12 protein-coding genes are annotated in these 14,201 nt (G+C 72.0%); 9 read left to right on the top strand and 3 right to left on the bottom strand.

Annotated elements, in window-relative coordinates:
• The first annotated feature begins 53 nt into the window (after positions 1 to 53).
• The 3 genes from ABT340_RS34805 (at position 54) to ABT340_RS34795 (ending at position 4,671) form a co-directional block, all read left to right on the top strand.
• Positions 54 to 3,179 (top strand): bifunctional cytochrome P450/NADPH--P450 reductase, encoded by a 3,126-nt coding sequence (locus ABT340_RS34805; protein ID WP_352015148.1) that lies wholly within the window; start codon positions 54 to 56, stop codon positions 3,177 to 3,179.
• Positions 3,180 to 3,253: 74 nt separating this feature from the next.
• Entirely contained in the window at positions 3,254 to 3,619 is a 366-nt protein-coding gene (locus ABT340_RS34800) for a hypothetical protein (protein ID WP_352015147.1), read from the top strand.
• A 299-nt stretch (positions 3,620 to 3,918) separates the two neighbouring features.
• Positions 3,919 to 4,671: a TraR/DksA family transcriptional regulator gene (locus ABT340_RS34795; RefSeq protein ID WP_352015146.1), complete on the top strand. Its 753-nt coding sequence runs from the start codon at positions 3,919 to 3,921 to the stop codon at positions 4,669 to 4,671.
• 39 nt (positions 4,672 to 4,710) lie between these two features.
• Here ABT340_RS34795 and ABT340_RS34790 read toward each other — a convergent pair whose 3' ends face one another.
• Together ABT340_RS34790 and ABT340_RS34785 are read right to left on the bottom strand one after the other, a co-directional pair.
• The gene (locus tag ABT340_RS34790) at positions 4,711 to 5,268 is read right to left on the bottom strand and encodes an AAA family ATPase (RefSeq protein WP_352015145.1); all 558 of its coding nucleotides are present in this window, start codon (positions 5,266 to 5,268) and stop codon (positions 4,711 to 4,713) included.
• A complete protein-coding gene (locus ABT340_RS34785; protein ID WP_352015144.1) occupies positions 5,259 to 6,287 on the bottom strand; it encodes a GDP-mannose 4,6-dehydratase in 1,029 nt (342 codons plus the stop codon). The genes ABT340_RS34790 and ABT340_RS34785 overlap by 10 nt, the downstream gene beginning before the upstream one ends.
• Positions 6,288 to 6,585: 298 nt before the next feature.
• On the opposite strand from ABT340_RS34785, the gene ABT340_RS34780 reads away from it, so the two are divergent.
• From ABT340_RS34780 to ABT340_RS34755, 6 genes are all read left to right on the top strand, one after another.
• Positions 6,586 to 7,830 carry a glycosyltransferase family 4 protein gene (locus tag ABT340_RS34780; protein ID WP_352015143.1) on the top strand — a complete coding sequence of 415 codons (1,245 nt, stop codon included), beginning with the start codon at positions 6,586 to 6,588 and terminating at the stop codon, positions 7,828 to 7,830.
• 25 nt (positions 7,831 to 7,855) lie between these two features.
• A complete protein-coding gene (locus ABT340_RS34775) occupies positions 7,856 to 8,569 on the top strand; it encodes a class I SAM-dependent methyltransferase (RefSeq protein ID WP_352015142.1) in 714 nt (237 codons plus the stop codon).
• A 40-nt stretch (positions 8,570 to 8,609) separates the two neighbouring features.
• The gene (locus tag ABT340_RS34770; protein ID WP_352015141.1) at positions 8,610 to 9,674 is read left to right on the top strand and encodes a prenyltransferase; all 1,065 of its coding nucleotides are present in this window, start codon (positions 8,610 to 8,612) and stop codon (positions 9,672 to 9,674) included.
• Between the two features lie 121 nt (positions 9,675 to 9,795).
• Positions 9,796 to 10,926: a DUF1702 family protein gene (locus ABT340_RS34765; protein ID WP_352015140.1), complete on the top strand. Its 1,131-nt coding sequence runs from the start codon at positions 9,796 to 9,798 to the stop codon at positions 10,924 to 10,926.
• Positions 10,923 to 12,590 carry an FG-GAP repeat domain-containing protein gene (locus ABT340_RS34760; RefSeq protein ID WP_352015139.1) on the top strand — a complete coding sequence of 556 codons (1,668 nt, stop codon included), beginning with the start codon at positions 10,923 to 10,925 and terminating at the stop codon, positions 12,588 to 12,590. Before ABT340_RS34765 ends, ABT340_RS34760 begins: the two co-directional genes overlap by 4 nt.
• 14 nt (positions 12,591 to 12,604) lie before the next feature.
• Positions 12,605 to 13,507: a hypothetical protein gene (locus ABT340_RS34755; protein WP_352015138.1), complete on the top strand. Its 903-nt coding sequence runs from the start codon at positions 12,605 to 12,607 to the stop codon at positions 13,505 to 13,507.
• Here the strand turns inward: ABT340_RS34755 and ABT340_RS34750 are convergent.
• On the bottom strand, positions 13,414 to 14,046 hold the full coding sequence (locus ABT340_RS34750) for a class I SAM-dependent methyltransferase (protein ID WP_352015208.1): 633 nt from the start codon (positions 14,044 to 14,046) through the stop codon (positions 13,414 to 13,416). The two genes, ABT340_RS34755 and ABT340_RS34750, sit on opposite strands and share 94 nt — an antisense overlap.
• Positions 14,047 to 14,201 lie beyond the last annotated feature (155 nt).

The raw sequence follows: 14,201 nt of genomic DNA, 5'->3' as shown, positions 1-14,201 counted from the left end.
ATACAGTGTATGGCTGGCGGTTCCGGGAGGCCGCCCGGTAAAGGAGGAGTTCCATGTCGGTGACCCGTTCCATCCCCTCCCCCCAGGGGCTCCCTCTGCTCGGCAACACGCTCCAGATCCCCTCGCACTCGCCCGACGAGCACTTCAGGAAGCTCGCCGCCGAATACGCCGAGGAAGGCCTCTTCCAGCTCGAACTGCTCGGCCGCAAGGTCCTGTTCGTCTACGACCCCGACATGGTCGCCGAGATGTGCGACGAGACACGCTTCTACAAGGGCATCGACCCGCCGCTGTCCATCGTCCGCGACTTCGGCGGCGACGGGCTGTTCACCGCCCGCCACGACGAGCCGGTCTGGGGCCACGCGCACCGCATCCTGATGCCCGCCTTCAGCCAGCGCTCGATGAAGGCCTACTTCCCGCAGATGCTGGAGATCGCGCAGAACCTGGTCGGCAAGTGGGCGATCTCCGACGAGGTCAACGTGCCCGACGACATGACCAGGCTGGCCCTGGACACGATCTCCCTCACCGGGTTCGACTACCGGTTCAACTCCTTCCAGTCGCCGGAGCTGCACCCGTTCCTGCAGGCGATGGGCCGCTCGCTGACCGAGGCGATGCTCCGCAACCGGCAGCTCCCCCTGGTCACCAAGCTCAAGAAGCGGCAGGACACGGCCTACCGGTCCGACATCCAGGTCATGCAGGACCTGGTCGACGACGTCATCAGGCAGCGCAGGAGCACCGGCAGGGGCGACACCAAGGACCTGCTCGGCCTGATGCTCAAGGCCGCCGACCCGCGGAGCGGTGAGCGGCTCTCCGACGAGAACATCCGCAACCAGGTCCTGACCTTCCTCATCGCCGGGCACGAGACCACCAGCGGCCTGCTGTCGTTCGCGCTGTACAACCTGCTGCGCAACCCGCACGTGCTGGCCAGGGCCTACGCCGAGGTCGACAGACTGCTGCCCGGCGACACCGTCCCGACCTACGACACGATCATGAAGCTCGACGTGATCCCGCGCGTCCTGGAGGAGACGCTGCGCCTGTGGTCCCCGATCCCGGCGTTCGCCGTCAAGCCCTTCGAGGACACCGAGCTCGGCGGCTATCCGATCACCAAGGACCATGTCGCCGTCGTCCTGCTCGGTCAGCTGCACAAGCACCCCGGGGTGTGGGAGCGTCCCGAGGAGTTCGACATCGACCGTTGGCTCCCCGAGAACAGGAAGGGCCACCACCCGGCCGCCTACAAGCCCTTCGGCAACGGCGAGCGGGCCTGCATCGGCCGCCAGTTCGCGCTGACCGAGGCCAGGCTGGCCCTGGCCATGGTGCTGCAGCGCTTCGCGATCTCCGACCCGGACGCCTACCGGATGAAGATCAAGCAGATGCTCACCCTCAAGCCCGAGGACTTCACCATCCGGGTCAGGGAGCGCAGGGCCCACGAGCGGGGCACCGCGGAGACGGTGGAGGCGGCGGAGACCGTCCGGGAACAGCCGGTGGAGGTGGCCGTCACGGGAGTCGGCCTCACCGTGGCGTACGGTTCCAACCTCGGCACCGCCGCCGACGTCGCGGAACGGCTGGCCGAGGTCGCGGGGCGCTCCGGCTTCGCGACCACGCTGACCACCCTGGACGAGCTCGAACCGCCCTCCGAGGGGCTGCTCGTGGTGATCACCTCGACCTACAACGGCAAGGCCCCCGACAACGCCCAGCGGTTCGACGCCCTGGAGGGGCTGCCCGCCATGGACGGGGTGCGCTTCGCGCTGCTCGGCTGCGGCAACACCCAGTGGCCCACCTACCAGGCCTTCCCCAGGCGCGTCTTCGACAAGCTCACCGCGGCGGGAGCCGTACCGCTCGTCGAGCGGGGTGAGGCGGACGCCGACGGCGACTTCGACGGCGACGTCTCGGCGTGGACCTCAGGGCTCTGGGCGGCGCTGGCGGCCGAGTACGGCACGTCGGCGGCCAAGGCCGGTCCCCGCTACGAGATGGACGTCCTCACCGAGGCCGACGTGCGGCCCGCGGTCGTCTCCCCGCAGGCGGTCCCGCTGACCGTGGTCTCGGCCGAGGAGCTGACCGGCGACCCCACCGGCCTGTGGGACTTCTCCCGCGAGCTGCCCAGGCCCGGGGTGCGCTCGATCGTGGCCGAACTGCCCGAGGGGACGTCCTACACGGCAGGCGACCACATCGCCGTCTTCGCCAAGAACGCCCCCGAACTCGTCGAATGGGCGCTGCGTCAGCTCCACGTCCCCCGCGACCAGGTCGTACGGCTGCGCGCCAGGGGGACGACCCACCTGCCCGTCGACACCCCGGTGACCGCGGGGCTGCTGCTGACCGAGTTCGCCGAGCTCCAGGAGGTGGCCACCCGCTCCGACCTGGCGACCCTGGCCGAGCACACCCGGTGCCCCTGGACCAGGGGCCAGCTCGCCGAGCTTGAGGCCTCCTACGCCGACGAGATCCTCGCCAAGCGGGTCTCGGTGCTCACGCTGCTCGAACGCCTCCCGGCGATCACCCTGCCGCTGCCGGCCTTCCTGGAGATGGCCGGGCCGATCAGGCCGCGCTACTACTCCGTCTCCTCCTCGCCGCTGGCCGACCCCCGGCGGATCAGGATCACCGTCGGCCTGGTCGAGGGCCCCTCCTGGTCGGGCGGCGGTTCCTACCGGGGCATGTGCTCGGCCTACCTGGCGGGCCTGGAGCCCGGCGACGTCTTCTACGGATACGTACGGGTTCCCAGCCCGCCGTTCCGGCTGCCGGACGACCCGGCGACGCCGGTGATCCTCGTCGGCCCCGGCACCGGTTTCGCCCCGCTGCGCGGCTTCCTTGAGGAGCGGGCCCTGACCGGGGCGTCCGGACCCGCCGAGGTCTTCTACGGCTGCCGCCACCCCGAGCACGACTGGCTCTACCGCGCCGAACTGCTCGGCTGGCAGGAGGCCGGGACCGCCCGGGTGCACACGGCCTTCTCCGCGCTCGACGGACACCCCTTCAAGTACGTCCAGGACGCGGTCGCCGCCGAGGCGGACCGGGTGTGGGAGCTGCTCGAACAGGGTGCCCACGTCTACGTCTGCGGGGACGGCCTCCGCATGGCGCCCGCCGTACGGCGTGCCCTGGCGGAGATCCACCACGACAGGACCGGAGGCGACGGCGAGGCGTGGCTGCGCGAGCTGGAGGCCCAGGGCCGGTACCAGCAGGACGTCTTCGCCTGACCCGGCGGTGAGATAGGACATTCCACCCCATATCTAAAGTGCCCTTTCGCGGAACGTCGACTATGGTCGAGGTGATGAGGGAACCGCGGTGGGGCACACCCAGGCCCACCGCGGTCACGGCGGTGGGTCTGCTTCTCGTTCTTCTGCTGGCCGCCGTCTCCCCCTCCCCGTGGTCCGGCGGCTGGAGGCCTGCGGACGCGGGCACCGGCTTCTGGGTCCCCGGCACCGACACCGCCGGTCACTCCACCGCGCCGAGACTGCTCGCCGGTGGGACCGAGCACCTGCCGACGCCGGGACAGCTCCGCTCCCTCCTCGCCGTCGGCGCCACGGTCGCGACCCCCGGGCCGCCGCCCTCCATCTGGCGCCCGACCGGCCCCGCCGCCGCGCCCAGACACGACGTCCAGCGCGCCGTCACCTCGCGCAGCCCGCCGTCCGCCTGACGGCGCCCTCTTGAAGGCCACCGGCTCTCCGTAGGCGAGACGACGCGTGGAAGGCCCGTCCCCGGGCAGTCCACGTCCATGATCGCGTCAACGACGACGGCCTGAGGGGGCCCCGCTGCCCCTTTTCTCTTCTTTCCTGCCCCGACGGGGACCGCGTCGAGCGGTGGCCGGCCGGGGTCCCACAGTCGTGCGGTGCTTTCGCGCCGCCCTGCCTTTCGAGTTCCGGCTTTCCCGGCGGAGACCGTGTCCAGCCATGACCGGTCATGACCGCCGTGAGTCATCCAAGGAGTCGATGTCCCATGGGCGACATCAGGTCGACAAGCAGGCTGCTTGAGGACTACCAGCGTCACACGACGCATCTGGAGGAACTGCGCGCGCTCCTGCACGAACGGCTCGGCGCCGCGCGGGACGCCATGACCGAGAACGAGACCGAACCCGGGAGCGAGCCGGCGTCCCCGGAGGACCCGGGGGAGCCCGTCTCCCTGTCCGCCAGGCGTGCCGCCCGTGCGGCGCGGACCGTCGTGGAGATCGAGGCCGCGATCGAGCGGCTCGACTTCGGGGTCTACGGCACCTGCGAGCACTGCGGGGCCTTCATCGCGCTGCGACGGCTGCGGCAGGTGCCGCACACCCGGCACTGCGACGACTGCGAAACCCCGCGCGCCCGCCCCTCGGGGCCGGCCCTGGCGAGCTTCCCGACCCTCAGAAAGGACCAGAACACCATGATCTCCGACGTCCACCTCAGCAGCGTCCAGCTCGACAGCATCCGTGAGGAGCTCGAAGGCCAGCTCCTGCGGTGGACCAGGCAGCTCTCCGAGCTGGAGGCCGCGGTCGGCGACGACTCGGTCGAGGTCTCGGAGAAGTCGGCCCTGCTGGCCGACATCGTCTCCGCCGAGCGCAGCGCCTCCGTCCTGCGCGCCACGCTGGGCGAGATCGCCGAGCTGACCTACGGCCGCTGCGACGGCTGCGGCTCCGGCATCCCGTTCGAGCGGCTCAAGGCCCGTCCGCTGGCGCGCTTCTGCATGCAGTGCCAGCGCCGCCACGAGAACGGCTGACCCGGCCCCGGCGACCGGGGCCCGTCGAAGGCGGTCAGCTCAGCCGCCGACGCGGGCCTCGGTCCACGCACGGGCGAGGATCTCCTCGACGGTCTCCTCGGGGGTCTGTTCCGAGGTGTCGAGCCAGAGGCCGAGACGCGGGGTCCGCTCGCGCAGAACGGCGTCGAGCGGACCGGCCTTCCAGTGGACGTAGGCGTCCTTGGCCCGCGCGGCCTCACGCGCCTCGACGACCTCGGCCCTCGGGACGAGCACGACCACCAGCAGGGGACGGGCGCGGACAAGCCGGGTCATCTCCACGAGATGCTCGCCCAGCACGACGTCCTGGGCCACCACGGTGAACCCGGCCGCGAAGTACTCGTCGCAGGTGGCCGCGGTCAGCCGGTGCCGCAGACGCAGTTGCGCCAGCGCCTCGGCGGAGGGTTCGGGAGTCATCTCGGCCCTGCCGCCGACCACCATGCGGCGGAACACGTCGCCGCGCACGTGCGCCGAGCGGGGCAGCCGCTCGGCCAGCCGCTGCGCCACCGTTGACTTGCCCGCCGCCTGGATGCCCGTGACCAACAGGACGGCCCGCCGCCCGGCCTCCTCGCTCAGGGCCATGAGGAGTCCTGCTCGGGGTCGCCGCCCTCGGACAGCAGTTTCAGGTCGGACTCGACCATCATCGTGACCAGTTCCTCGAACGAGACCGAGGGCTCCCAGCCGAGCTGTTCACGGGCCTTCTTCGGGTCGGCGCACAGGAGGTCGACCTCGGCCGGGCGGTGCAGGGAACGGTCGGTGACCACGTACCGCTCCCAGTCGAGCCCGGCGGCGGCGAAGGCCGCCTCGACCAGCTCACGAACCGTGTGCGTACGGCCGGTGCCGATCACATAGTCCTCCGGCGGGCCCGCCTGCAGCATCAGGTGCATCGCCCGCACGTAGTCGCCCGCGTATCCCCAGTCGCGGCGGGCCTCCAGGTTGCCCAGGCGGAGCCGGTCGGCGAGCCCGAGCTTGATGCGGGCGACCCCGAGGGAGACCTTGCGGGTCACGAACTCGGCGCCCCGACGCGGGGACTCGTGGTTGAACAGGATCCCCGAGACCGCGAACATCCCGTACGACTCACGGTAGTTCTGGGTGAGGAAGTGGCCGTAGGCCTTGGCGACGCCGTACGGCGAGCGGGGGTGGAAGGGGGTGATCTCGGTCTGCGGAGTCTCCCTGACCTGGCCGAACATCTCCGAGGACGACGCCTGGTAGAACCTGATCTGGCCGGATTCCGCGGGGGTGCGTGAGGAGGAGACACCCGAGCAGACCCTGATGGCCTCAAGCATGCGCAGCACGCCCATCCCGGTGACCTCGCCGGTCAGCTCGGCCTGTTCCCACGACATCGGCACGAACGAGATGGCGCCCAGGTTGTAGACCTCGTCGGGCTGGACCTTCTCAACGGCGGAGATCAGCGAACCCTGGTCGAGGAGGTCGCCCCGGACGAGGCGGACGTCCCGCAGCAGCCTGCGCACCCGGGAGACACGGGGGTTGGCCTGTCCCCTGACGAGCCCCCAGACCTCGTAACCCCGATCGAGCAGGCACTCGGCCAGATAGGAACCGTCCTGCCCGGTGATACCGGTGATCAGCGCGCGCCTGGCCAAGGCGTCCTCCTCGCTTGTGAAGCTCGTGAAGTGGGACTTCCGCTCGGCTGAGTGCCGTGTGACGGCGAATGTATCGCCCCTCCCGTCGCCGGGCACGACTCAGGGCCCCAGTACCCTAGAACACGTTCCACCGAACGTCGTTCGGTTGGCGTGATGCCGCAGTTGGCGCGCGACAGAAGTGGCTTTAGCACCGTTTCCACATTAGGTGGAAGAGAGATACCGAATGGTAAGATCCGAATACTGAGGTCATCTTTCACGGTACCTGTCCCCTTCCGGACAGGCTGAGGAAGGGGTTGCCGTGCCTGACGCGGACTCCCTGCGGGTCGCGCTGCTGTCGTACCGGAGCAAGCCGACCTGTGGCGGGCAGGGCGTTTACCTGCGTCACCTCAGCCGTGAACTGGTCGCCCTCGGGCACCACGTCGAGGTCTTCTCCGGCCAGCCGTACCCCGAACTGGACGAAGGGGTCGTTCTCAACAAGATCCCCAGCCTGGACCTCTACCGTGACGAGGACCCCTTCCGCACCCCCAAGCTGGGCGAGTACCGCGACTGGATCGACCTTCTCGAAGTCGGGACCATGTGGACCGCCGGGTTCCCCGAGCCGCTGACCTTCACCCTGCGGGCCCGCCGCGAGCTGGCCAAACGCGTCGGGGACTTCGACGTGGTGCAGGACAACCAGACGCTCGGCTACGGCCTGCTGGACATCCAGAAGCTGTTCCCCGTGGTCGGCACCATCCATCACCCGATCAGCGTCGACCGCAGGATCGAGCTGAGCGAGGCCCCGCTGCGCAAGCGCCTCACGCTCAGAAGGTGGTACGGCTTCGTCAGGATGCAGGCCAGGGTCGCCCCCAGGCTGAACCCGATCCTGACCGTCAGCGAGTCCTCGCTGGCCGACATCCACCGCGACTTCAACGTGCCGCAGGCCAACATGCGGCTCATCCCGCTCGGGGTCGACACCCGCTACTTCCACCCGCGCCCCGAGATGCCCAAACGGCCTGGCTCGATCGTCGCGGTCGCCAGCGCCGACTCCCCCATGAAGGGTGTCGCCACCCTGCTGCGGGCGGTCGCCAAGCTCGCCACCGAGCGCGAGGTGAACCTCACCGTGGTGAGCAAACCGACCCCCGGCGGACCGACGGAGAAGCTGGTCGCCGAACTCTCCCTGCGTGAGCGGGTGAGGTTCGTGCACGGCATCTCCGACACCGAGCTGGGCGAACTGATCGCCACCTCGGAGGTCTCGGTCGTGCCCTCCCTCTACGAGGGCTTCTCCCTGCCCGCCGTCGAGCACATGGCCTGCGGCACCCCGCTCGTCGCCTCACGGACGGGGGCGCTGCCCGAGGTCGTCGGCGACGCCGCCGTCCAGGTCGCCCCCGGAGACCCCGAGGAGCTGGCCACCGTACTGCGGCGCCTGCTCGACTCCCCCGAGGAGCGGGCCGAGGTCGGGCGCAGGGGCTACGACCGGGTCATGGAGCGCTACACCTGGCGCGTCGTCGCCCAGCGCACCGTGGACGCCTACCGCGAGGCCATCGCCGCGCACAACGCCCGGTGACCGACCACTTCACAAGGAGCGGCAAGTGCTGACCGTCGACTTCGACCGGCTGCCCGTCGGACCCGGCCTGCGTGTCCTCGACCTGGGCTGCGGGGCGGGACGGCACGCCTTCGAGGTGCTGCGCAGGGGCGCGGACGTGGTGGCCTTCGACATGGACGCCGAGGAGCTCGAAGGCGTCGCGGGCATGTTCGCCGCGATGGCGAAGGAGGGCGAGGTGCCCGAGGGCGCGGTCGGCGAGACCGTGACCGGCGACGCGCTGAAGATGCCCTTCGAGGACGCCACCTTCGACCGGGTGATCGCCGCCGAGGTGCTCGAACACATCCCCGACGACATGAGCGCCATGCGGGAGATCTTCCGGGTGCTCAAGCCCGGCGGACGCGCCGCGATCACGGTGCCGAGTTTCCTGCCGGAACGGATCTGCTGGGCGCTCGACGAGGCCTACCACACGGCCCCCGGCGGGCACGTGCGCATCTACACCCTCGCCGAGCTGAGCGCGAAGCTGAAGGCCGTCGGCATGGAGATCGGCTCCCACCACCACGCCCACGGACTGCACGCGCCGTACTGGTGGATCAAGTGCGCGGTCGGCGTCGGCAACGACGACCACCCGCTGGCCAAGGCCTACCACGAGCTGCTGGTGTGGGACATCATGAAACGCCCCGCCGTCACCCGGATCGCCGAGACGCTGCTGAACCCGTTCATCGGCAAGAGCGTGGTGCTCTACGTGCGGAAGCCCGCGTGACCCGGTACGGCCCCGCGCCCCGAGACGACCGGAGCGGCCGATGAGGCGGGAACTGGTCGTCGAGACCGCCCTGAGCATCGCGGCCGTGCAGGAGGCCGACGGCGGCGTCCCCTGGCCCGAGGGGCACGTGGACGCCTGGAACCACGTCGAGTGCCTGATGGCCATGGGCGTCGCCGGGCTGAGCGGCCCCGTGCGCAGGGGTTACGACTGGCTGGTGCGCAACCAGCGCGCCGACGGCTCGTGGCCGATGAAGCTGGTCGGCGGCCTGGCCGTCGAGCGGGGCGGGGAGTCCAACCACGCCGCCTACGTCGCGGTCGGCGTCTGGCACCAGCTGCTGGTCACCGGGGACGACGGCTTCGCCCGTGAGATGTGGCCCGTCGTCAGGTCCGCGCTGGACTTCGTGGTCGGGCTGCAGACCGCCCGGGGCGAGGTCGTCTGGGAACGCACCGCCGACGGCGAGCCCGCGGGCTACGCCCTGCTGACCGGCTGCGCCTCCATCCACCAGGGGCTGCGCTGCGGCGTGCTGCTCGGTGAACGTCTCGGCGACCCGCAGCCCGACTGGGAGCTGGCCGCCGACCGGCTCGCCCACGTGCTGTCCGACCACCCCGAGGCGTTCGCCGACAAGAGCCGCTTCTCGATGGACTGGTACTACCCGGTCCTCGGCGGCGCGGTGCGGGGCCCCGCCGCGCGGGCGCGACTCGCCGCCGAGTGGGCCGTCTTCGTCGAACCCGGCCTCGGCGTGCGCTGCGTCTCCGACCAGCCGTGGGTGACCGGCGCCGAGTCGTGCGAGCTGGTGCTCACCCTGGACGCCCTCGGCGACCGGGACGAGGCGCTGCGGATCTTCACCGACATGCAGCACCTCAGGCACGAGGACGGTTCCTACTGGACCGGCTGGCAGTTCGCCAACCAGAAGTGGTTCCCGCACGAGCGTTCCGCCTACACCGCCGCCGCCGTGGTTCTCGCCGCCGACGCCCTGTACGGCCTCACCCCGGCCTCCGGGCTGTTCAGGGACGTGCGCGGCGCCATGCCCGGCGCCGTGGAAGACCGGGCCGCCGACCGCCCGGCCCAGGACTGCGGCTGCAGTCACGCCGGTTCACCCGCCTGACGACCCCGCGCCCGAATCCCCTCCCCCGAATCTCTTCGCCTGAATCTCTTCGCCTGAATCTCTTCGCCCGAATCCGAGGCGGTGCTTGAAGGCTCGGGGACGGCTCACTACGTTCGGGCACGTGAGCGACACGGAGGGCGACGGAGAGATCGCGGGGGGCGACGGCGGCGTGACGACGGTCGCCGCGCCCCATCCAGGAGTGCCCGGTCCCGGGGCACCGGAGCCGGAGGCGGGCGAGCGCACCGTCCCCGTCCGCTCTCCCTGCCCTGCGCCCCGTGCCCCGTCGCCCGCCCTGCCACCCGGCGATCCGGCACCGGGCAGGCCGCGTGGCCTGCCCGGGTTGTTCTGGCAGGACCCCGATCGGACCGGGTTCGGGGTGCGGCGTTTCCGGCTAGGCCCGGCCAGGGAGCACCTGGAGAACGCCGGGCGGGCGTGCGTCGCCGGGCACAACGCGGTGATCGCGGGCGAGCCCGAACGGATCGACGACCTGCGTGAGGAACTGCGCGGCTTCGCCTACGAGGGGGCGGGCATGGCCTGCGCGTCCCTCGACGTGCTCACCGCGTCCGGCGGCAAACGGCTCAGGAACCTGCTCAGCGGCCAGGGCGTGCGCTACCCGCACATGATCCACCTGGGTGCCGGCCGGGGATACGCCCGGCTGCGGATGCGCCCGATGTGGGGCATCCACTCCGTCCACCCCCTGCTGCGCTGGCTGGCCTTCGACGGCTTCGGCTTCCACCAGGGATTCTACGCCGCCGACCGGACGGTCGGGCGTCAGCGTACGGCGGGCCTGCTCGACCGGACCAGGCGGGCGATCTTCGACCAGGGGGTCGGCCGGATGCTCTGGTTCCACGAGTGCGCGGGCGTCGAGGACGTCGTCCTCCGGCTGGCCGAGTTCCCCCTCGGCCGCCGCGCCGACCTGTGGAGCGGGATCGGGCTCGCCGCCGCCTACGCGGGCGGCGCGCGGGCCTGCGAGCTGGAACGGCTCAGCGCCGCGGCGGCCGAGGACGGCTTCCGCGCCCACCTCGTGCAGGGCGCCGCCTTCGCCTGCTCGGCCCACCTGATCTCAAGGACCGTACCCGAGCACACCGCCGAGGCCGTCCTCGCCCTGTGCGAGGTCGGCGTCGAGGAGGCGGGCGGCTGGACGGACACCGCGCTCGTCGCCCTCGGGCACAACGCGCACACCGGCGACCACTACCAGGCATGGCGGGCCGGGGTCAGGAAGGCCTGGGCGAGGCGCAACCGCGGCTCGTGACCGAAGTACGGCCAGGCGCGACGTCCAGGGACACGGCCGATGCCGTGCCCCCGGTCCGTCCGGCCGCCCTGGTGGCGCTGGCGGCCGTCGCCGTCGGGTGGGCGCTGACCGGTACGGCCGAACCCCCCCCCCCCCCCCCCACCACCCCGGTCTTCTCCTTCGCCGCCGACCGGCTCGGTGGTTCCGCGACGGGAGTGGCGCTCTTCGACCTCGACGGCGAGATCGTCTCCGACGACGTCTGCCTGGCCGACCCCCGTCACGGCGGGGTGACCGTGGCTCCCGTGCCGGGCACCCACGGCGGCTACCGGCCGTTCAGGCTGACCGCCCCCGGCCCGCGCGGGGTGCCCGTCGGATGCCTGCCCGCCGACCTCGACGAGGACGGCGCGCAGGACCTGGTCGTCCTCTACCGGGACCGTTCCCCCTCCCTGTTCGTCCGCCTTCCCGGGACCCGCCCCTCCGCCACCGCCTTCGCCCACCGTGAGCCCGCCGTACGGCCCGGCCCGTGGAACACGGCCGCCGCGAGCGTCGGCGACTTCGACGGCGACGGCCACCTCGACCTGGTCCTCGCCGCCGGGACGGCCTCGGGCGGCTCGTCGCCGGACGTCCACGACGACGGGCCGCGGCTGTACCTCGGGACGGGGACGGGCACGTTCACCGAGGCGCCGCAGGCGTTCGGCGAGGCCGGGCGGACGGGCGGGACGCTCGCGCTCGGCACCCGGGACCTGGACGGCGACGGGCTGCCGGAGCTGTACCTCGCCAACGGCCTCGGACCCGACACGCTGCTCGTCAACGAGTCGGCACCGGGCAGGGCCGCCTTCCGGGTGGCGTCGGGCACCCGGGACCTGACCACGCCGAGGTCGTCCGTCCTGGGCCGGGACTCCTCGGACAGCGGGGCGGTCGCCTTCACCGACCTCGACGCCGACGGCGCGCAGGACATCCTCATCGGGCGGGGCCCCGACGAGATCGGGCCCGTCTTCGTCTCCACGGTCCTGCCCGGACTGCGGGAGCACCTGCACGAGGGCGAGGCGCCGTACGAGGACCGGGCCGGGGAGCTGGGGCTCGGCCGTACCGGACGGGTGTGGGACGTCGAGACCGCCGACCTCGACAACGACGGCCACGACGAGATCATGTACGCGGTCGCGGCGCCCGGGGGCGTCACCCTCTTCACGCCAGGCGCGGACGGCCGTCACACGAACGTGGCCGGACCGGTGCCTCCCGGGGGCGACGCGACGGCCCTGGCGGTCGGCGACGTGGACGACGACGGCCGTCTCGACGTCGCGGTCTCCGGCCCTCTGACCCCGGCCACGCTGTACCGCAACCACGGTGTCACCGCCCCCTTCGTCGGCCTGCGTCCCCGCCTGCCCGCCGGTCCCTGCGGCGCGGCGCACGGCGCGGCAGGCGTGACGCGCCCGGCGATCGGGGCGGAGGCCAGACTGCGGCTGCCGGACGGCGGCACACTCGCCGGGCAGCTCTACCCCGCCGCCTCCGCCCCCGAGTTGCTCCTCGGTCTCGGCGAGACCGACACGGGTGAGGCGGCCCTGCCCGTCGCCCTGTCCTGGCGTGACGAGTGCGGCGTCCCGCGCACCGCCACCGTCTCCCTCGACCCCGGCTGGCACGACCTCCTGCTGACCCCCCAGGGCGTGACGGAACTGAGGAACCCATGACAGCTCCTACAAGGGTGCCCGTTTCGCGCCGGCTGGCGGTCTCGGTGACCGTCGTCACCCTAGCCGGGCACCTCCTGCTCGGGTTCGAGCAGGCCTACCTGGCACCGGTCGTCGGAGTCCTCACCGGCGTGACCGCCGAACTGGCGCTGGAGACCGTGCGGGCCTGGACATCCCGCGACAGACCCCGCTACCTGACCGACCGCGCCTTCCTGCTGCCGTCCTACGCCGAGAGCCTGCTGTGCGCGATGCTCCTGTACGGCCAGGCCCACCTGGCCGGGATCGCGCTGGCCGCCCTGGTGGGGGTCGCGAGCAGGCACGTCCTGCGGGCCGGGCGGCCGGGGACGCCCTTCGTGAACCCGGTCGCCCTGGGGGTGACCGTCGCGGCGCTGCGCCCCGGGGTCGAGATGGCGCCGCCGTACCAGTTCACCGCGTGGGTGCCGGAGGCCCTGCAGTCGTTCGTGCCGCTGGTGCTCCTGGCCCTCGGCATGACGTTCGTACGGTCTTCCGGGCGGTTGCCGCTGGTGCTGGCCTGGGCCGGGGGCGTGGCCCTGACCGGACTGGTCGCGGGTCCCGGTTCGGGTCCCGGTTTGGGTCACGGTTTGGGTCACGGCCTTCTGGCGGTGACGGACGCGGCGTTCGTCCTGCACACCTGCTTCGTGCTGCCCGAGGCGCGCACGACGCCGTCCCGGCCACGTGAGCAGGTCGTGTTCGGCCTGTCCGCCGCCGTGCTGTACCTGGCGCTGCCCGGCCCCGGGCCCATGGCGGCGCTGCTGGCGGTCTGCGCGCTGCGGGGTGCCTGTCTGGCCGTGCTGGGGCGGCGGGGTCAGCCGATGCCGGGGCCGACACGCTCCAGGACCCGCAGTGAGCCCTCCCGTCTGACCTCCCTGAACGCCCCGGAGGCCAGGGCGCGCAGATAGACGCGGTGGGGCTCCTGCCCGCCCTCGGCCGGGTCGGGGTAGATGTCGTGGAAGACCAGTGCCCCGCCCTGGAGGACGTGCGGGGCCCACCCCTCGTAGTCACCGGTCACCGGCTCCCGCGAGTGGCCGCCGTCGATGAAGAGCATCGCCAGCGGGGTGCTCCAGAGCGCGGCCACCCGCTCGGAGCGGCCGACGACGGCGACGACCTCCTCTTCGAGACCCGCGGCGGCGATCGTGTGGCGGAAGGTCGGCAGGGAGTCCATCCTGCCGAAGCGCGGGTCCATCAGCGTGGGGTCGTGGTGCTCCCAGCCTGGCTGGATCTCCTCCGAGCCCCGGTGGTGGTCGACGGTGACGACCACGGAACCGGCCAGCCTTGCCCCCGCCCCGAGGTAGACGGCCGACTTCCCGCAGTAGGTGCCGATCTCGCAGATCGGACCGCGCGGGCCGTACTCGACGGCCGTCTCGAAGAGGGCGAGGCCCTCGGCGTGCGGCATGAACCCCTTGGCGCCGAGCGCGGCGTCCAGCAGGTCCTCGGGCATGGTCACGTCGCTCACCGCAGCAGGCTACCGGGGACCGATCGGCGTTCCACACGGCCCTTGCCCACCGTTATGCAACATGTTCTACTTTCCACCGTGAACCAGCGCGCCCGCCGTCAGGCCCCGGAGCGGGCCGCGAAGAACCCCCCGTGACAGAC

This window comes from Streptosporangium sp. NPDC000239 (genome assembly GCF_040300765.1).
Lineage (GTDB): Bacteria > Actinomycetota > Actinomycetes > Streptosporangiales > Streptosporangiaceae > Streptosporangium.
The sequence above is the reverse complement of the archived record's forward strand: the minus strand, read 5'-3'. Positions and strand labels throughout refer to the sequence as shown.

Excerpts from the sequence above, each read along its gene's own strand:
- ABT340_RS34795 (WP_352015146.1), top strand. The coding sequence starts at position 3,919 with ATGGGCGACATCAGGTCGACAAGCAGGCTGCTTGAGGACTACCAGCGT.
- ABT340_RS34800 (WP_352015147.1), top strand. The coding sequence starts at position 3,254 with ATGAGGGAACCGCGGTGGGGCACACCCAGGCCCACCGCGGTCACGGCG.
- ABT340_RS34805 (WP_352015148.1), top strand. The coding sequence starts at position 54 with ATGTCGGTGACCCGTTCCATCCCCTCCCCCCAGGGGCTCCCTCTGCTC.
- ABT340_RS34790 (WP_352015145.1), bottom strand. The coding sequence starts at position 5,268 with ATGGCCCTGAGCGAGGAGGCCGGGCGGCGGGCCGTCCTGTTGGTCACG.
- ABT340_RS34750 (WP_352015208.1), bottom strand. The coding sequence starts at position 14,046 with ATGCCCGAGGACCTGCTGGACGCCGCGCTCGGCGCCAAGGGGTTCATG.
- ABT340_RS34770 (WP_352015141.1), top strand. The coding sequence starts at position 8,610 with ATGAGGCGGGAACTGGTCGTCGAGACCGCCCTGAGCATCGCGGCCGTG.